Here is an 18638-nt window from a genome sequence, read left to right as displayed (position 1 = left end):
ACCTCATGATACCGGCGAGAGGGAGAGATCGTGACCGTTGACGGCGCGCTGGGGCGCCGGCCCGGCCGCGGCGGGGCCGCTGCATTCGACCACCTGGCCGCGGTCGAGCTTGACCAGCTGATCGGCGAGCGGGAACCAGCGGTCGTCATGGGTGATGACCAGCACCGTCTTCCGCCGGGCCTTCAGCTCGGCCAGGACCTCGCGGTAGAACACGTCCTTGAACTGCGGGTCCTGGTCGGCCGCCCATTCGTCGAACACCATGACCGGCCGGTCCTCGAGGCAGGCGGCCACCAGCGCCAGGCGCTTGCGCTGCCCCTGCGACAGGTCGCGGGTGGAGAAGGCGCCGTCGCGGACCGCGACCTTGTGGTCGAGATGGAGCTGGCGCAGCCATCTGTTGGCGCGGTCGTCGAGCGACCCTTCCGCCGTCTCCAGCAGTGTCTCGAACAGATGGAAGTCGGAGAAGACGGCCGAGAACAGCTGCCGGTGTGCTTCGCCGCCCGGTGAGGCGAGTGCCTGGCCGTCGACGCGGATGGTGCCGGCCTCGGGCACGTAGAGGCCGGTGATCAGCTTCGCCAGCGTGGTCTTGCCGCTGCCGTTACCGCCGACCAGGAAGGTGACCTCGCCAGGCCGCAGCGTCAGGTCGACCGGACCGAGAGTGAAGACCTCGTCCTCACGCTCGTCATAGTAGCCGTGGGTCACGCCCTCCAGCACCAGGGTGACCTCGCGCCCGGCCGGCGGCGGTGCCGGGGCGCGGCCCCCTGCCCCCGTGTCCAGCTTCGCCAGCGTATCGCCGATACGGCCGAGCGCGACCCGGGCCATGCCGATATGCGGAATGTTGGCCAACAGCCCTTCCAGCGGGCCCATGATGTAGAGGAAGGCGATGACGTAGCCCGTGACGACCCCGGCATCCCCCGGCGCGATCCAGATCCGCGCGAACAGCGCCGTCCCGATCGTCGCCATGAACAGCAGCCGGCCCCAGCCATCGGCGAAGGCCAGCAGCGACAGGCCGCGGATGCGGCTGCGGGCCACCGCATCGATCGCCTCGGCCAGCACGACGTCGAGGAAGCGGCGCGCCTTGCCGGCGTTCAGCTTCAGCTCCTTGGCGCCGCCGTTCAGGGCCTCGAACTGGCTGAACAGCCGATCCTGGCCGCGGCCCGCTTCGCGGAAATGCGACAGCACGCGCCGGTAGCCGAGCTGATGGCCGATCGAGCCGAGCACCATCACCGCCGCGGCGAGCAGCAGGAAGGTCCAGGACAGGGTGACGAGATAGGCCAGGACGCCGAGGATGACGACACCGTTGGTCACCAGGATCGGCAGGCCCATGCAGAAGGTGGCGATGGCCGAGGCGTCGTCGGTCAGCAGCGACTGGATCCGCGCCCGACCGACGACCTCCAGCTGCCGGTAAGGGGCCGCCACCACCGCCTGGGCGATATGCTGCCGCAGCCCACCCAGCGCGCGCTGCCCCAGCCGGGCGAACAGGGCGCGCGACGAGACCTGCGCCGCCATCACCAGCAGCGCCGCGGCGACGAAGGGCAGCAGCCATTGCGGCAGCGCCTCCGCTGGCGCATGCAAGGCGCGGTTGATCAACAGCACCAGCAGCGCGCCGCCCAGCCCGCAGGCCAGGCTCGCGAGGATGGCGGCCGCGAACAAGGTGCGCGATCCGCGGAGCAGCATTCCGAGAAGCGACACGTCTTTCTCCGGCTCGGAGCGTCAGTGCAGGCCGTGCGCTTCCGCCATGGCGACGATGACCTTGCGCGGCCCCTTGAAAGGCGCCCGCGCATGGGCGGTGAGCATGTTGTCGAGCATCAGCACGTCGCCCGCCTGCCAGGGGAAGCTGATCTTGTGCGCCTCAAGCACCTCGCGGACGACGGCCAGCGTCTCGTCCTCGATCGGCAAGCCGTCGCCGTAATAGACGTTGCGCGGCAGGTCGGGCTCGTCGACCAGCTCCAGCAGGGTCGACCGCACCTCGGGCTCCAGGTTCGAGACATGGAACAGATGGGCCTGGTTGAACCAGAGCATCTCGCCGGTCACCGGATGGGCGATCGCGCCCTGGCAGACCTGGCGGGTGCGCAGCTCGCCGTCCGGCTTCCACTCGCAGTCGATGCCGTGGCCGCGGCAATAGGCTTCGACCTCGCCGCGATCCTCGGTGCCGAACACCTGCTGCCAGGAGACGTCGAGGCCGTTGCCGTAGTTGCGGACATACATCAGGCCCTTCGCGGCAAAGCGGTCGCGCAGCGCTGCCGGCATGGCGCGGTAGACGGCGCGGCTGTCGGCGATCGGCGTCTCGCCCCCTTCCGGTGCCGCCTGCTGGCAGTAGAACCAGATCTTCATCGGCCAATCCCGGGTGTAGGCCTGCTCGTTGTGCAGCGGGATGTGCTGATGCGGCGGGTATTCGGTCGAGGTGTAGACGCCCTGCGTCACCTTGCTGCGCGGGGTCGAGCCGAACTCATAGGTCAGGAGCGGGTGGCCGAAGCCGGCGGCGAAGCTACGGAAGGCGTCGGCGCCGTCCAGCGCGAAGCCGCGGAACAGCAGCCCGCCCTCAACGATCAGGTGACGGTCGACGACCGGCCGGATCTCCGGCAAGGCCTCGATCAGCGACGGGGTGCCGCCTGCGGGCTCGACCAGCAGCGGCAGGGAGCCCTCGTCGCGCAGCGGGCGGATCGTCAGCGTGGTCACGGCATCCATGGCGTGGGCACTCACTGAAGCGTGGCGGCCGGGCCGCCGTTCAGCCGTCGCGACAGGGCGGCGTCGACGACACCGAGCACTTCTGCCTGACGGGCGTGGATGAAGAAGTGGCCGCCCTCGAACAGGTCGATGGCGAAGCCGCCGCACGTCTCCCGGCCCCAGGCCTCGAGCGCGGGGCGGTCGAGATCGTCGCGAGTGCCGGCAAGGACATGCACCGGACAGGGCAGCGCCGGGCGCGGGCGGTAGGCATAGGCGCCGGCCATCATGAAATCGGCCCGCAACACCGGCAGCACGACCGCCATCAGTTCGGCATCGGCCAGCGCCTCCTCCGGCGTGCCATGATAGCCGCGCAGATCGGCGATCAGCTCGTCATCGCTGCGCGGCCGGGCCAGGTCGCGGTCGTCGCGCATCGCCGGCGCCTCGCTGCCGGAGGCGAACAGCACCAGCGGCGGCGCGGCGCCGCGCTCCAGCAGGGCATGTGCCAGCTCGAAGGCCAGGAGGCCGCCCAGGCTGTGGCCGAACAGGGCGTAGGGCCCGTCGATCAGGCTCTCGACCTCCGCTGCCAATGACGCGGTCAGGCGGACCGGGTCGGTCGACAGCGGCTCGCCGGCGCGGGCGCCGCGGCCGGGCAGTTCGACCGGATGCACCGCCAGCCAGGACGGCAGCGCCCGGCGCCATCGCGCATAGACCATGGCGCTGGCGCCCGAATAAGGCAGGCAGAACAGCCGGGCGGCGACGGCGCTCATCCGATCACTGCGCCGCGTCGGCCGGGGGGATGTCCGCGGTGGCCGGGCCGTCCATGTGACGGCGCAGCGACAGCGGCCGCATGTCGGTCCAGACCTCGGCGATATAGGCCAGGCATTCCGGCTTCGGGCCGGTCTTGCCCACGGCGGTCCAACCCGCGGGGATCTCCTTGTAGTCGGGCCAGATCGAATATTGCTCCTCGTGGTTGACCACGACGTGAAAGACGGTGTCGTCCCGATCGAAGGCCATCAGGCGCTCCTCGCCGATATCGCACGCAGAGATAAAGAGAATTTTACGGATTTTGCAGATGCAGCCACACGACACCCTGCCGAATTGGCTTCGGCTTGGCATCTTGACTTGGTCTTCTGCGCTGTCCGGTGGCTTGAAGGAGATCGATCAGGAGCCGACAACGTGCCTGGACTTCCTGTTCCCTTCTGGCTATGAATGATAATGATTTGCAGTTGCACTGCGAGTCAAGCCCGTTTTCGCCCTTCCCTGTTCCTCGTCCGGGAAGAGGCGAGCCGACCAGACGACGAGACGAATCCGCCGCTTGCCGGCGGCCGCCGACACGCCGGAATGGGCAGAGTCTCGCGGCCGCGGAAGGAGAAGACGATGGACGCCATACCCATTCCGCAGCCCGGCACGACCTTCCTGTCCTATGCCTCCACCCGGGCTCCCGTGACGACGTCGCGCCAGGGCGATTCGCTGACGGTGCGGCAGGCCGGCGCCGCGCCGCTGACGCTCCGGCTGACCGAAGGGCGGCTGTCGGTGACCGGCGCCGGATCGGGCGATGCCGCCCTGCGCGGCGTGTGCGCCGCCATCGAGGCCGCCTTCGGCTGGCATCCCGGGTGGGAGCGGCTGACGCTCGACCTTGGCGACGGCGCCACGGAGCTGGCCGACGTACTGCGCCGCCGCGGGGTCGCGGTCGAGACGGCCGATGCCCCGCTGACCGTGCTGCCGGAGCTGTTCATGCAGCAGGCCGACCTCTGGCACGGCCGGCCCGACCTGCCCGCCTTCCCGCAGCGCCATGTGATGACGGACGGCAAGCGCCACCCGCAGCGGCCGCCGAAGCCGCAGGGGATAGTCTATGCCCGCTGGATCCCGTGGCTGGAGCAGACCATCGCCTTCCGCGCCGCCACGGTGGAGGACGATCTCGGCCATCTGCACAAATGGATGAACGATCCGCGGGTCGCCGCCTTCTGGAACGAGGACGGCGATCTGGAGAAGCATCGCCGCTACCTGTCCGGGCTGATCGCCGACCCGCACATGGTGCCGCTGATCGCCACCTTCGACGGCGTGCCCTTCGCCTATTTCGAGATCTACTGGGCCCGCGAGAACCGGCTGGCGCCGTTCTACGACGTCCAGGACTACGACCGTGGCTGGCATGTCGTGGTCGGCGAGGACGCCTATCGCGGCCGCGCCTTCATCAGCGCCTGGCTGCCCTCGCTGACGCATTACATGCTGCTCGACGACTGCCGCACCCAGCGCATCGTCGGCGAGCCTGCGGCGGCACACCACCAGCAGATCCGAAACCTCGAGACCTCCGGCTTCGTGCGGATCAAGACCTTCGACTTCCCGCACAAGCGTGCGGCGCTGGTGATGCTGCTGCGCGAGCGCTTCTTCTTCGACCGGCTGTGGCTGCCGGCCGCCCCCGCCGCCCAGCCGGTGCTGAGCCGATGAGCCAGGACGCGATCCACGACGTCATCGGCGTCGGCTTCGGCCCGTCGAACCTGGCCCTGGCCATCGCGCTGGACGAGGCGCTGCGCCAGCGCGGCGCGGCGCTGAGCCATCATTTCATCGAGAGGCAGCCCGGCTTCACCTGGCACGGCGGCATGCTGCTGCCGGACAGCGACATGCAGATCTCCTTCCTCAAGGACCTGGTGTCGCTGCGGGACCCGACCAGCCCGCTGACCTTCGTCAACTATCTGCACCAGAAGGGCCGGCTGGAGGCCTTCATCAACCGCAAGACCTTCTTTCCCAGCCGGGTCGAGTTCAACGACTATCTCAGCTGGGCCGCCGCGCGCTTTGCCGAGCATTGCAGCTACGGCGAGGAGGTGACGGCGGTCGAGCCGGAGACGGCGCAGGGCATCGTCACCGGCCTGCGCGTGCGCTCGCGCACCGCCTTGGGCAGCGAGACCGTGCGGCGGACGCACAACCTGGTCGTCGCCACCGGCGGCAATCCGCGCATCCCGGCTGCCTTCGCCAGGCTCCGCGGCGAATCGCGGGTCTTCCATTCCTCCGGCTATCTCGACCGCATCCATGGGCTGGGCCTGGCGCGCCGCCCCTCCGCCCGGGTGGCGGTGATCGGCGGCGGCCAAAGCGCGGCGGAGATCACGCTCGACCTGCATGGCCGGTTCCCGCAGCTCGGCATCGACCTGCTCTTCCGCGGCCATGCGCTGAAGCCGGCCGACGACACCCCCTTCGTCAACGAGATCTTCAATCCCGGCTTCACCGACTACGTCTTCGGCCAGGGAGAGGCGCAGCGGGACGCGATCATCCGCGAGTTCCGCAACACCAATTACGCGGTGGTCGATGCCGACCCGATCGAGCGGATCTACGGCATCCTGTACCAGCAGAAGGTCCAGGGCGCGGCGCGGCTGTCGCTGTGCGGGCGCTGCGAGGTGACCGAGGCCGAGGCGGGCCCGGAGACGGTCGAGCTGACGGTGCGCGACGGCTTCGCCGGCATCGCTGCACGGCGCGGCTACGACGCCGTGGTGCTGGCGACCGGCTACGACCGCGACGGCGGGCGCCGCCTGCTGTCGGCGCTGGCCCCCTGGATCGAGGATTTCACGGGCGACCGCGACTACCGGCTGCGCACCCGGCCCGAGTTCCGGCCGCAGATCCACCTGCAGGGCCAGTCCGAGACCTCGCACGGGCTCAGCGACACGTTGCTCTCGGTGCTGGCGGTGCGGTCGCAGGAGATCGCGGAATCGCTGCTGGCGGCCAAGCGTCGGCGCGGTATCCCGCCCGACCTGCACGCCCCCGCCCCGCTGCGCCGCCTGGCTGTCAACGACGACTGAAATCCCGCAGCCCGGCCGCCGGTTTCCGGCGGCTGCAGATTCGCGTTGATATTCGTTTCAAATGAAACAATCATCCCGGCAAGACGCAATGACAGCCGCCGGGAGGACGCCATGACGCTCCGCTACATGCCGGGATTCGGCAACGATTTCGAGACCGAGGCCCTGGCCGGCGCCCTGCCCCAGGGCCAGAACTCGCCGCAGCGCTGCGCCTACGGGCTGTATGCCGAGCAGCTCTCCGGCTCGCCCTTCACCGCGCCGCGCGGCACCAATGAGCGGTCCTGGCTGTACCGGCTGCGGCCCTCGGTCAAGCATGTCGGCCGGTTCCGGGAGATCGAGCTGCCGCATTGGAAGACGGCGCCCCACGTGGTCCGCCACGGGCTGCCGCTGGGCCAGCTGCGCTGGGATCCGACGCCGATCCCGGACGAGAGGCTGACCTTCCTGACCGGAATGCGGACCATGACCACGGCGGGGGACGTGTTCACCCAGGCCGGCATGGCCGCGCATGTCTACCTGGTCACCGAATCGATGGTCGACGAGGTGTTCTACGACGCCGACGGCGAGCTCCTGATCGTGCCGCAGCAGGGCTCGCTGCGGCTGGTCACCGAACTCGGCATCATCGAGATCGGCCCGGCCGAGATCGCGGTGATCCCGCGCGGCATGAAGCTGCGGGTGGAGCTGGTGGACGGCCCGTCGCGCGGCTATGTCTGCGAGAATTACGGCGCCAAGTTCACCCTGCCGGACCGCGGCCCGATCGGCGCCAACTGCCTGGCCAATCCGCGCGACTTCAAGACCCCGGTCGCAGCCTTCGAGGAGAAGGACGGGCCGCACCGCGTCGTCGTCAAATGGTGCGGCGGCTTCCACGAGACCACGATCGACCACTCGCCGCTCGATGTCGTCGCCTGGCACGGCAACTACGCGCCGTACAAATACGACCTGCGCACCTATTCGCCGGTCGGCGCGATCAGCTTCGACCACCCGGACCCGTCGATCTTCACCGTACTGACCGCGCCGTCCGGCGAGGAGGGCACGGCCAATGTCGACTTCGTGATCTTCCCCGAGCGCTGGCTGGTGGCCGAGCATTCCTTCCGGCCGCCCTGGTACCACATGAACATCATGTCGGAGTTCATGGGCCTGATCTACGGCCGCTACGATGCCAAGGAGGAGGGCTTCCTGCCCGGCGGCATGAGCCTGCACAACTGCATGCTGCCGCACGGCCCCGACACCGACGCCTTCGCCAAGGCCTCGACCGCCGAGCTGAAGCCGGTGAAGCTGACCGGCACCCTGGCCTTCATGTTCGAGACCCGCTTCCCGCAGCAGCTGACCCGCTATGCGGCGGAGCTGCCGACGTTGCAGGATGACTATCCGGCCTGCTGGAGCGGGCTGGAGAAGAACTTCGACAAGACAAATCGGGAAGGAACCGGCCGATGAAGCTCGCCAGCCTGAGGGACGGGTCGCGCGACGGGCGCCTCGTCGTGGTCTCACGCGACCTGACCCGCTGCACCGCAGCCGGGGGCATCGCCCCGACGCTGCAGCGCGCGCTCGACGATTGGGACCATCTGCGGCCGCGGCTGGAGGCGCTGGCGCACGACCTCGAGCTCGGCGCTGTACCGAGTGAAAGATTCCGCGAGCACGACGCCCTCTCCCCCCTGCCCCGCGCCTATCAATGGGCCGACGGCTCGGCCTATGTGAACCACGTCGAACTGGTGCGGAAGGCGCGCGGCGCCGAGATGCCCGAGAGCTTCTGGACCGACCCGCTGATGTACCAGGGCGGCTCCGACGCCTTCCTGGCGCCGCGCGACCCCATCCGGATGGAGAGCGAGGCCTGGGGCATCGACCTGGAGGGCGAGGTCGCGGTCGTCACCGGCGACGTGCCGATGGGCGCCGGCCGCGACGCCGCGGCCGAGGCCATCAAGCTGGTCATGCTGGTCAACGACGTCTCCCTCCGCAACCTGATCCCGGCGGAGCTGGCCAAGGGCTTCGGCTTCTTCCAGTCCAAGCCGTCCTCCGCCTTCTCGCCCGTGGCGGTGACGCCGGATGAGCTGGGCGACGCCTGGGACGGCGGAAGGCTGCACCGACCGCTGCTGGTCGAGCTGAACGGCGCCCCCTTCGGCCGGGCCGACGCCGGGGTCGACATGACCTTCGACTTCCCGACCCTGGTCGCCCATGCGGCGAGGACGCGGCCGCTCGGCGCCGGCACCATCATCGGCTCCGGCACCGTGTCGAACCGCGATTCGGATGGTGGGCCGGGCAAGCCGATCGCCCAGGGCGGCCTCGGCTACTCCTGCCTGGCCGAGCTGCGCATGGTCGAGACCATCCTGTCCGGCGCGCCCAGGACGTCCTTCCTCCGCTTCGGCGACACGGTGCGGATCGAGATGAAGGACGCCCATGGCCATTCCATCTTCGGCGCCATCGAGCAAACCGTCGAGGAAGCTGCCGGGTAACGGCGGCGTTATGCATTTCGCGGCCCCGCCCGACCGTCTCGAGGCAAGCCCTCTTCTGCCTCAAAAAAGCCCACAAAACTCACAAAAATCGTTTGACACTCCAAGCACAGAAAGCTTGAAATCCAGCCTCGAAGGAATTTCTTTCGAAACGGACAGGTTGTCCGCCGCTTACCTGGCGAACTGTATCGGGATTTCACTGTCAGACTTGGGGCCACGGCGCGCGGAATCTCAGCAAATAGGATTTCTCGCGCCTCCTGGATGAAGGAGGGGGATGTGATTCACGGAAATAGGGTTTTGCTCTTTGCCCGTGTAGACTGGGCGACGCAGGCCGTGGCAGGAAGAATCGGAACAGCCTGAGCAGGACGCTGGTCGGCAGTCGCCGACATCGCATCGGACAACGGTTTGAGAGAAATCCCTTATGAGAATCCTCGTCACAGGCTCGCGCGGGCTGATCGGCACCGAGATCATGCGGCGCTTTGCCGAGGCCGGGCACCAGCCGGTTCCCTTCGACAGCGCCTATGAGCCCGGGTCGCCCGGCCATGGCGACATCCGGAACCTGGACCAGCTGCGGCAAGCCATGGCCGGATGCGGCGGCGTGGTGTCCCTCGCCGCAATCTCCCGCGTCATCACCGGCGAGCGCAACCCGGAGCTGTGCTGGGACATCAACGTCAACGGCACCGAGGCGGTGCTGAAGGTCGCGCTGGAGCAACCGGCCGACCGCCGCCCCTGGGTGGTCTATGCCAGCAGCCGCGAGGTCTATGGCGATTCGGCGACGCTGCCGGTGCCCGAGGATGCGCCGCTCGAACCCGTCAACATCTACGGCCGGTCCAAGGCCGCCGCCGAGGCCGCGGTCGGCCGCGCCCGCGAGGCCGGGTTGGCCACGGTGATCGTCCGCTTCTCCAACGTCTTCGGTTCCATTGCCGACCATCGCGACCGGGTGGTTCCGGCCTTCGCGCGGGCGGCCGCGACCGGCGGCACGATCTCGATCGAGGGCGCGGAGAACACCTTCGATTTCACCCATGTCGAGGATGTCGGCCGCGGCCTTTCCCTGCTGGTGGAGCGCCTGAACGAAGGCGACCGGACGCTGCCGCCGATCCACTATGTCGGTGGCCGGGCCGTGTCGCTGGGCGAACTGGCGGAGATGGCCCGGGCCGCCGCCCTGGCCCCGGTCGAGATCCGCACGGCGCCGCCCCGCAACTTCGATGTGGCGCATTTCCGGGGCGATCCGGCGCGGGCCGAGGCGCTGCTGGGTTGGCGGACCGAGATCTCGGTCGAGGAAGGGCTGCGCCGACTGATCCATGCCTATGCCGCCGATGCGGAGAGGCAGCAGCCCCAGATCGCTGCGAGCGCACCAGCGAAGTAGCATGCTTCGGACACATTTGCGGCGGGCTCCGTAGCCTCAGGCCGCAGGTAAGGATCTTGGAGGGCCGGCCACGCGTCACGTGGCCGGCCCTTTTTGCTGAGATCGGCGACCGCACCTCGATGTCTGTGGGTTCTGCTGGCGTGCCTCTTCCGAAGCCTGCCGCCTCGTATCAACGCCGGCAACTCCGGCTGATCAGATTTCGATATAATCTCTTGAGAAAACCATCCCATAAAACCTTACAAAAACTTTATTGACATCTCGAACCCTCAAAGTTTGAATCCGAACCCTGAAAGCTTCCGGCCGAAACCCTGACGAAACTAAGGTTTTGCGGCGAATCGCGCCCCCTAGAGGCCGCCGATCGAGCGAAACCAAGGCTTCATCGGAAAACTCTTGTCCGGATGCGTGGAACCTGAAGGCGCGAGTGCGGTCTTGCCGCCTTCGAGCAGGGGAACGCCGACCTTCATGAGAATCCTCGTCACGGGCTCGCGCGGGCTGATCGGCACGGAAATGATGCGATGCCTGGCGGCAGCCGGGCATCAGACGGTCGCCTTCGACATCGCCCATGAGCCGGGGACGCCCGGCCACGGCGACATCCGGAGCATAGACCAACTGCGGCAGGCCATGGCCGGCTGCGACGGCGTCCTGTCTCTCGCCGCCGTATCCCGCGTCATCACCGGCGAGCGCAACCCGGAGCTGTGCTGGGATATCAACGTCAACGGCACCGAGGCAGTGCTGAAGGTCGCGCTGGAGCAGCCCGCCGATCGCCGGCCCTGGGTGGTCTATGCCAGCAGCCGCGAGGTCTATGGCGATTCGGCGACGCTGCCGGTGCCCGAGGACGCGCCGCTCAGTCCGGTCAACATCTACGGCCGGTCCAAGGTGGCCGCCGAGGCAGCGGTGGGCCGCGCGCGCGAGGCTGGCCTCGCCACTGCGATCGTCCGCTTCTCCAACGTCTTCGGCTCTACCGCCGACCATCGCGACCGGGTGGTGCCGGCCTTCGCCCGGGCGGCCGCGACCGGCGGCACGATCTCGATCGAAGGCGCGGAGAACACCTTCGACTTCACCCATGTCGAGGATGTCGGCCGCGGTCTGACGCTGCTGATCGAATGCCTGAAGGAAGGCCATCGGGCGCTGCCGCCGATCCACTTCGTCGGCGGCCGGGCCGTGTCGCTAGGCGAGCTGGCCGAGATGGCCCGGGCCGCCGCCCTGGCCCCGGTCGAGATCCGCACGGCGCCGCCCCGCACCTTCGACGTGGCGCATTTCCGGGGCGATCCGACGCGGGCGGAAGCGCTGCTGGGCTGGCGGGCCGAAATCTCGGTCGAGGAAGGGCTGCGCCGGCTGATCCATGCCTATGCCGCAGAGGTGCCGCAGCCGGTGTCCGTGCCGGCGACGGGGGACGCGGAGGATCGGGACGAACCGGTCCTCCGCCGCGGGAACTCGCCCCGGCGATTGTCGCAGCTGACCCCCTGGATCCTGGACTTCAGCCACGATCCGATCCGCATGCCGCCGCGGCCACCGACCCTGCGGCATGCGGGCTACGAGGACGATTTCGACTTCACCACGGTGTTCTGCGACGTGTTCTGGGACGCGTCGGGCGAGGCGATCCGCTTGGTCGGGCCGCCGCTCCTGAACCTGGAGGCGGAGCTGGAGTTCCGGTTCACCGCCCTTCCCTCGATGCAGCCCTGCGCCTTCGAGGTGCGGCACAAGCGCTGGGTCGACCTGGTCACCGTCCCGGTCCCGCCCGGCACCACCGGGCTGATCGCCGACACAAGCCTCGGCCGCGCCTTCCTGGCGCCGCAGCCCAATCTGAGCGAGATCTTCGCCGGCCGGCGCTGCATCTACGCGATGAGCCAGGACAACGACATCGCCTGGATCCAGGACTGGGTCCGCTACTACGCCCGCGGCCATGGCTGCAACGGCGTCGTCCTCTACGACAACAACTCCACCGCCTACAGCGTCCGCGAGCTCGACGACGCGCTGCGCGCGATCGACCCTTCGATCGAGGTGCTGACCATCCCCTGGCCGTACAAATGGGGCGTATTCGACGGCCGACGGCCGCTGTCCTACAGCATCTGGGATTCGTTCTACGGCCAGGCCGCGGCCTTCGAGCATGCGCGGCTGCGCTATTTCCGCAAGGCGGCCAGTGTCGTCAACGCCGATATCGACGAGCTGGCCGTCACCCGCGACGGGCAGAGCGTGTTCGAGATCGCCGAGCAGTCGGACACCGGCTTCATCCGCTTCGACGGCTGGTGGATCCACAACTATACGACCGAGGCGCTGCCGCGGCAGCGCCGGCACAAGCACTTCTTCTACAAGAAGACCGGCCGCCTGGACGCCTGCACCGAGAAATGGGCGGTGGTTCCGGCCAAGTCGCCGGAGGACGTGCAGTGGGCGATCCACAACGTCATCGGCATGACCCCGGACGAGGCCAGCTTCAAGGTCGGCCTGCGCCACTTCAAGCCGATCAACACCAGCTGGGACGTGGATTCGAACCTGACCGACGCCAAGCGGACCGAGCTGTTCCATGGCGACGGCACGGATCTCGAGATCGACGAGGAGTTGCGCCGGACGCTGGCCCGAATCTTCCCCGATAGCGAGGATGAGCAACCGGTCGCGGCGCCGGACCGGCCGGCCGAGGTCACGGCGTATCAGCACCGGGTGCGGAGCGAGGCTCTGGCCCGTGGCGGCCGGGTCGAGGAGGCGGTCGGCGAGGCGCGCCGGGCGGCGGAGCTGCTGCCCGGCCACCCGGCGACGCTTCTGCATCTCGGCAAGCTGCTGCGCTTGCAGGGCGGCGAGGACGAGGCGGTCCGGTTGGCCCAGGAGGCGCAGCGGCTGCGCGAGGCCGACCCGCTCTACCATGTCCAGATGGGCCGTTCGGCCCAGCACACCGGTGCGATCGACGAGGCTGTCGCCAGCCTCCGTCGCGCGCTCGAGCTCGACCCGGTGTCAATCGACGCGGCCGAGCTGCTGTTCAAGCTGTTCTGGGGCCATGGCCGTTACGGCGAGGGCCGGGCGTTGGCCCGGGACTGGGTTGCGCGCGCCCCGGCCGATCTTGCGGAGGCCCAGGCGCTGGCCGGCACCATGCTGATGACGATCGGCCGGGCGCCCGAGGCGATCCCGTTCTGGCGCAATGCCCTGGCGCTCGACCCGGAGCGTGCGGATTTCCACCACAGCCTGGCGCGCTGCCTGCTGCTCGACCGCAGCCTGGCTGAAGCGGAGCAGATCGAGCGGATGGCGATCCGCCTCTACGAGGATGAACGCGACCACGCCCGCGACCCGATCCCGCCCGATGAGGTGCAGAAGCTGAAACGCAAGCTGCTGCTGCGTGCCTCTACCCGATCATCGATGTTCGAGCAGCTCGGACGCATCCTGCGGGCGCGTGGTCGCCTGGACGAGGCGGCCGAAGCCGTGCGCGAATCGATCCGGCACTACCGCTTCGACCCGGACCTGCATCTGCTTCTGGCCGAGATCCTGACCGATCTGCGCAGGCCCGACGAGGCGAAGGCGGAGCAGGCCAAGGCTGCGGCGGTGGCGCGGGAGCTGCTGGGGCATCCGCCCAACACCATCCGCACCGCCTTCGATCGCGAGCGCGACCTGGTCGGGCTCTACTCCTGGGTCGCCACCGTCCTGCTGCGCTGCGGCCATGCCGAGGAAGCAACGGCGACGGCGGACGAGATCGGCCGGCTCTTCTCGGGCAGCGCCAATGCCACGACCGCGCGCGCCGGCTTCCTGATCAGCGCCGGCAAGCCCGAGGCGGCGGAGCGCCTGATCGCCGAGGCCGTCGCTCGCGGCGAGGATCACTCCCGGCTGCATCACCTGCACAGCACCGTCCTGTCGCAGCTGAACCGGCTGCCGGAGGCGATCGCCGCCTGCCGGCGCGCCCTGGCGCACGACCCGGACGGCCCGCATCTGCATCGCAGCCTGGCCGCGCTCTTCATCTCGGACAAGCGCTGGACCGACGCCGTCGCGGCGCTGGAGACAGCGATCGCCCTGGAACCGTCGCATGCCGGAGCCCAGCGGCAGCTGAGCAACGCCCTGGCCGCCCTCAACCGCCCGGCGGAAGCGGAGGCGGCGGCGCGCCGCGCGATCGGGCTGTCCCCCGACGAACCCGGCCTGTATCGCCATCTCGCCAACCTTCTCGCCGCCCGGAAGCGTTGGAAAGATGCGGTGGTCGAGCTGCGCCGCGCGATCGACCTCGACCCCGGCCATGCCGGCGCGCACCGGCAGCTGAGCGCTGCCTTCGCCGGACTCGGCCAAATGGAGAAGGCGCTCTCGACCGCCCGCAAGGCGATCAAGCTGGCGCCCGACGATGCCTCGTTGCACCGTCATCTCGGCAACCTGCTGGCCGGCCAGAAGCGGTGGGACGAGGCGGCGCTGGCGCAGGGCCGGGCGGTCGAGCTCGAGCCGTCTCACGCCGGGGCACGACGGCAGCTCGAGGTCGCCCGGGCGGAGGCCCGCAAGGCCAAGGCGCCGAGCCCGGCCAGGCAGCCGACGCAGCCGGCGGCGAACCTCAGCGGCACCGCCGCGGAATAGTCGAAAGCGCGCTATCATCCGCGGTTGACGACCCCGGCGGGCCTCACCTATCGGTGGGGCCCGCCTGAGTCTGCGAGCGAAGACCGCGATGACCGCACCCGACAGATCCCTCGCGACCGCGGTGCCGGACCGGGGCTCGCCGGCCGAGGTGTTCCGCGTCTTCCTCAAGCTCGGCCTCACCTCCTTCGGCGGACCCATCGCCCATCTCGGCTATTTCCGCGACGAGCTGGTGAAGCGGCGGCGATGGATCGACGAGACCGGCTATGCCGATCTCGTCGCCCTGTGCCAGTTCCTGCCGGGGCCGGCCTCGAGCCAAGTCGGCTTCGCCCTCGGCCTGCTGCGCGGCCGCGGGCTGCTGGGCGGGCTCGCCGCCTGGTGCGGCTTCACCCTGCCCTCGGCCGCCCTGCTCTGCGCCTTCGCGCTCGGCGCCGCCGCCCTCACCGGCCCGGTGGCCGAGGGCGTCCTGCACGGCCTGAAGCTGGTCGCGGTCGCCGTCGTCGCCCAGGCGGTCTGGGGCATGGCCCGCACCCTGACGCCCGACCGCGAGCGCGCGGCGATCGCGCTGGCGGCCGTGGCCTTCACAGTGTTCGTCGGCGGTTCGCTCGGCCAGATCGGCGCGATCGTCCTGGGCGCGGCCGCCGGCCTGAGGCTCTGCCGCCACGGCGGCCCCACCCTAGCCGGACGGCTGAGCTTTCCGGTATCGCGCCGGGGCGGCGGCGTCGCGCTCGCGCTGTTCGCGGCGATCTTTCTGGCCGCCCCCGCGCTCGCGACGGCGACCGGCGCCCAGGGGCTGGCGCTGTTCGACGCCTTCTACCGCTCGGGCACGCTGGTCTTCGGCGGCGGGCACGTCGTGCTGCCGCTGCTGCAGGCCGAGGTGGTGCCGCCCGGCTGGGTCTCCAACGAAGCCTTCCTCGAAGGCTACGGCTTGGCGCAGGCGGTGCCCGGACCGCTGTTCACCTTCGCCGCCTGGCTCGGCGCGGTGATGGGATCGCCACCGAACGGTCTCGCCGGGGCCGCGATCGCGCTCGTCGCCATCTTCCTGCCGGGGCTGCTGCTGGCCTACGGCACCCTGCCCTTCTGGGACGCTCTGCGCCTGCGCCCGGGCGCCCAGAGCGCGATGCGCGGCGCCAACGCGGCCGTCGTCGGCATCCTCGGCGCGGCCCTGTACAGCCCGGTGTGGACCAGCGCCGTCCTGGCGCCCCGCGACTTCGCCCTGGCGCTGGCCGGCTTTCTCCTCCTCACCGTCTGGAAGGCGCCGCCCTGGACCGTCGTCCTCGGCCTCGCCGCGGCAGGGGCGGCTGTCCCGCTGATGGGGCCGTAGGGCGAGACCGCCGGCCGGTTGCGCCCGGCGGCCCCTGCCATTAGCCTTCCGGTGTCGGCGGATCGTCGGCCAGGCATCTCGCGCAGGAGGGTCCGATGGTACAGATCATCGACCGTATCCGGGCACCGTTCGCAGCCGATCCGCGGCGCCCCGGCAGCAGCGACGACAGCGTGGCGACCGCCTTCCGGGCCGCGCTGGCCCATGCCGCCCCGACACCCGGGCCGACGCCGCCGGCGGACCCTCTGCCCCGGGAGCGGCCCCTCCCGGCCCCCTCGCCCAGTCCCGGACCGGCCCCGGCCCAGCCCGGCGCCAGCGCCGAAGAGCAGGCGCTGGATAGCAGGATCCGGGCCAAGCTGGCCGGAGATCCGGTGGCGCTCCAGGCCTATGAACGGCTGTGGCGGATCTCGATCTTCCAGGACATGCAGCCGGAGGCGGCCGGACAGCGCATCGAGATCCTGCGGCAAACGCTGGCGGCACCGGCACGGGTCAGCACCGGACCCGCGGTCGATCCTCAACGCCTCGCCGGGCAACACGCGCCCGTTCTGGTCCTGCCCCAGGGCGAGTACAACCTTCCGGCCGATCCGCAGGCCTTTATCGCGAACTCCCGCTGGCGCCAGGACCGGGCGTTCTGGCCGGACCGGGAGCACGGCAACAACACCAACGGCGACAGGGACGACGACTTCACCGCCTCCGATGTCGCCGGGGCCGGAAGCGATGATTTCCTGGACCTCGACAACGACGCCCGCGGCCGGCTCGGCAGCGCGGACGCGCCGGTGTTCTACCAGTACGACGATACGGACGGGCTGCCCCGGCTGACCTATCACGTCTTCTACGCCTACAATGACGGGCCGTCGGTGCAGAACCACGAAGGCGACTGGGAGCGCATCACGATCGAGCTGAACCCGGTGACGCTCGAGCCGATGGCGGCACGCTACAGCGCCCATGGCCACAGCTCCGTCACCGCCTTCCACGATCTGCCGAAGGATGCCCGGACCGGCCGGCCGCTGGTCTATGTCGCCGGCGGGTCGCATGCGAACTATGCCAGCCCTGGCGGGCATCCGACCGCGGTGCCGTTCTTCCACGACCACACGGCGACGGACCGGAACGGCGACGGCACGATCGATGCGGCGGACGGCGCCCTGCGGTTCGACACCGGCCGGACCTTGCGAGACGTCCGGGCGCAGGACTGGTACCCGTCCGATGGCAAGGGCCTGCGCTGGGGCGAGATCGGAGAGCTGGACGCGACCAGCGGCCCGCATGGCCCTTCGCCGGAGAAGGGAGCTGTCGGCTGAGCCGAAACGCGCCAGCTACCAGCGCAGCCAGCGTCGGCCCGCCAGGGCGCCGATCAGCACCACGATCCCGGTCGCCAGCGTGTACCAGGTGGCGACGAAGAACGGGCTGTCGTCCGGGCAGTGCGCGGCATAGAAGGTCGCGGCGATGCCGCTGGCGACGAGGCCGGCGACTGCGCCGGCCAGCCCCGGACGCCGCGGCGCGCCCTGGCGCAGGGCGAGCAGCAGCAGGGCCAGCGGTCCCAGCGCCATCAGCGGGATCAGCGTCAGGCACCAGGGCGCATTGGTGCCGATCCACCGGCCCCCCCAGCTCGACATCGGCATCGCCATCATCTCCAGCGCGACCGAGACGACGAGAAGAACAGGCGCGGCCAGCAGCGCCCAGCGCCAGGCGCCCAGCGGCACGCCCGGCCGTGCCAGATGCAGGATCAGCCCGGTCGCAGTGACGGCGAGCGCCAGGGTGACGACGAACTTGAACAGGTAACGGACGGTCTCGACCGCCTGCATCACGTCCGGCCGGATGCCCACGCCGGCGAAGAAGATGACCCCGGCCACGACCGCGCCGCCGGCCATGGCGGCCGCCACCGCACGGCCGAACGGCCAGCGGACGGGCGCGTCCTGCGCCAAAGCGGTGATGAGGTCGTCGGTCTTCACTCCGGTTCACTCCGATACAAGGCGGCCAGCGCCTTCAAGGCGCGGTGCAGCGCCACGCGCACGGCGCCTTCCGTCATGCCGAGACGGCCCGCGGTCTCGCGCACGCTGCCGCCCTCGACCGAGATCGACCGCACGATGTCGCGCTGCCGGTCCTGCAGCCGCGACAGCAGGCGGTCGACGTCGCGCTGCTCCAGCCCGTCCGGCGGCGCCTCCGCCGCCAGCGTGTCGATCACGTCCTCGATCGGCACGTCGGCATGCCGGCCGCGCCGACGCAGCGCGTCGATCATCTTGTTGCGCACGATCACCGAGATCCAGGGCCCGATCGGCCGCGACGGGTCCCAGCTGCCGCGCTTCAGATGGATCGCCAGCAGCACCTCCTGCACCACGTCCTCGGCGTCGCTGGCCGAGCCACCGAACAGGGCGCCGCGCCGCCGGGCCATGGCGCGCAGATGCGGGGTCACCGCCTGCAGGAACAGGCGATAGGCGCCGGCGTCCCCGGCAATCGCGGCCCGCATCCATGTCGCCCACTGGTCCTCCCGCAACGGATCACTCACGCGTCATCACCTCATACGGCTCCGATCCCGGATTCGT

General features: G+C 69.9%; 14 protein-coding genes. 8 read left to right on the top strand and 6 right to left on the bottom strand.

The annotated features are described in order from the left end of the window. Positions 1-3: 3 nt before the first annotated feature. The 4 genes from LG391_RS23865 to LG391_RS23850 are packed head-to-tail and all read right to left on the bottom strand — an operon-like array spanning position 4 to position 3678. Positions 4-1689 carry a cyclic peptide export ABC transporter gene (locus tag LG391_RS23865; protein ID WP_225770544.1) on the bottom strand — a complete coding sequence of 562 codons (1686 nt, stop codon included), beginning with the start codon at positions 1687-1689 and terminating at the stop codon, positions 4-6. 21 nt (positions 1690-1710) lie between these two features. Further along, positions 1711-2685, bottom strand: a complete 975-nt coding sequence (locus tag LG391_RS23860; protein ID WP_225770543.1) for a TauD/TfdA family dioxygenase — start codon at positions 2683-2685, stop codon at positions 1711-1713. An 11-nt stretch (positions 2686-2696) separates the two neighbouring features. Next, on the bottom strand, positions 2697-3431 hold the full coding sequence (locus tag LG391_RS23855; protein ID WP_225770542.1) for a thioesterase II family protein: 735 nt from the start codon (positions 3429-3431) through the stop codon (positions 2697-2699). A 4-nt stretch (positions 3432-3435) separates the two neighbouring features. After that, positions 3436-3678: an MbtH family protein gene (locus LG391_RS23850; protein ID WP_225770541.1), complete on the bottom strand. Its 243-nt coding sequence runs from the start codon at positions 3676-3678 to the stop codon at positions 3436-3438. Between the two features lie 363 nt (positions 3679-4041). Here LG391_RS23850 and LG391_RS23845 point away from each other — a divergent pair, with 363 nt between their 5' ends. From LG391_RS23845 to LG391_RS23810, 8 genes are all read left to right on the top strand, one after another. Next, the gene (locus tag LG391_RS23845) at positions 4042-5109 is read left to right on the top strand and encodes a GNAT family N-acetyltransferase (protein ID WP_225770540.1); all 1068 of its coding nucleotides are present in this window, start codon (positions 4042-4044) and stop codon (positions 5107-5109) included. Next, complete coding sequence (locus LG391_RS23840) at positions 5106-6449, top strand: lysine N(6)-hydroxylase/L-ornithine N(5)-oxygenase family protein (RefSeq protein WP_225770539.1); 1344 nt, start codon at positions 5106-5108, stop codon at positions 6447-6449. Before LG391_RS23845 ends, LG391_RS23840 begins: the two co-directional genes overlap by 4 nt. A gap of 111 nt (positions 6450-6560) precedes the next feature. Further along, positions 6561-7877, top strand: a complete 1317-nt coding sequence (gene hmgA, locus LG391_RS23835) for a homogentisate 1,2-dioxygenase (RefSeq protein WP_225770538.1) — start codon at positions 6561-6563, stop codon at positions 7875-7877. Continuing rightward, positions 7874-8890 (top strand): fumarylacetoacetate hydrolase family protein, encoded by a 1017-nt coding sequence (locus LG391_RS23830; protein WP_225770537.1) that lies wholly within the window; start codon positions 7874-7876, stop codon positions 8888-8890. Before hmgA ends, LG391_RS23830 begins: the two co-directional genes overlap by 4 nt. Positions 8891-9308: 418 nt before the next feature. Beyond that, on the top strand, positions 9309-10253 hold the full coding sequence (locus LG391_RS23825; protein ID WP_225770536.1) for an NAD(P)-dependent oxidoreductase: 945 nt from the start codon (positions 9309-9311) through the stop codon (positions 10251-10253). Positions 10254-10715: 462 nt separating this feature from the next. Further along, entirely contained in the window at positions 10716-14783 is a 4068-nt protein-coding gene (locus tag LG391_RS23820) for an NAD-dependent epimerase/dehydratase family protein (RefSeq protein WP_225770535.1), read from the top strand. A gap of 88 nt (positions 14784-14871) precedes the next feature. Continuing rightward, on the top strand, positions 14872-16104 hold the full coding sequence (gene chrA / locus LG391_RS23815) for a chromate efflux transporter (protein ID WP_225770534.1): 1233 nt from the start codon (positions 14872-14874) through the stop codon (positions 16102-16104). A gap of 95 nt (positions 16105-16199) precedes the next feature. Beyond that, positions 16200-17396 (top strand): hypothetical protein, encoded by a 1197-nt coding sequence (locus LG391_RS23810; protein WP_225770533.1) that lies wholly within the window; start codon positions 16200-16202, stop codon positions 17394-17396. 15 nt (positions 17397-17411) lie between these two features. On the opposite strand, the gene LG391_RS23805 is transcribed toward LG391_RS23810, so the two are convergent. Both LG391_RS23805 and LG391_RS23800 read right to left on the bottom strand, forming a co-directional pair. Then, on the bottom strand, positions 17412-18047 hold the full coding sequence (locus tag LG391_RS23805) for an NrsF family protein (protein ID WP_225770532.1): 636 nt from the start codon (positions 18045-18047) through the stop codon (positions 17412-17414). Then, entirely contained in the window at positions 18044-18601 is a 558-nt protein-coding gene (locus LG391_RS23800; protein WP_225770531.1) for a sigma-70 family RNA polymerase sigma factor, read from the bottom strand. The genes LG391_RS23805 and LG391_RS23800 overlap by 4 nt, the downstream gene beginning before the upstream one ends. Positions 18602-18638: the final 37 nt, after the last annotated feature.

It is taken from the genome of Inquilinus sp. Marseille-Q2685, assembly GCF_916619195.1.
In the GTDB taxonomy this organism is placed as follows: Bacteria; Pseudomonadota; Alphaproteobacteria; order DSM-16000; family Inquilinaceae; genus Inquilinus.
The sequence above is the reverse complement of the archived record's forward strand: the minus strand, read 5'-3'. Positions and strand labels throughout refer to the sequence as shown.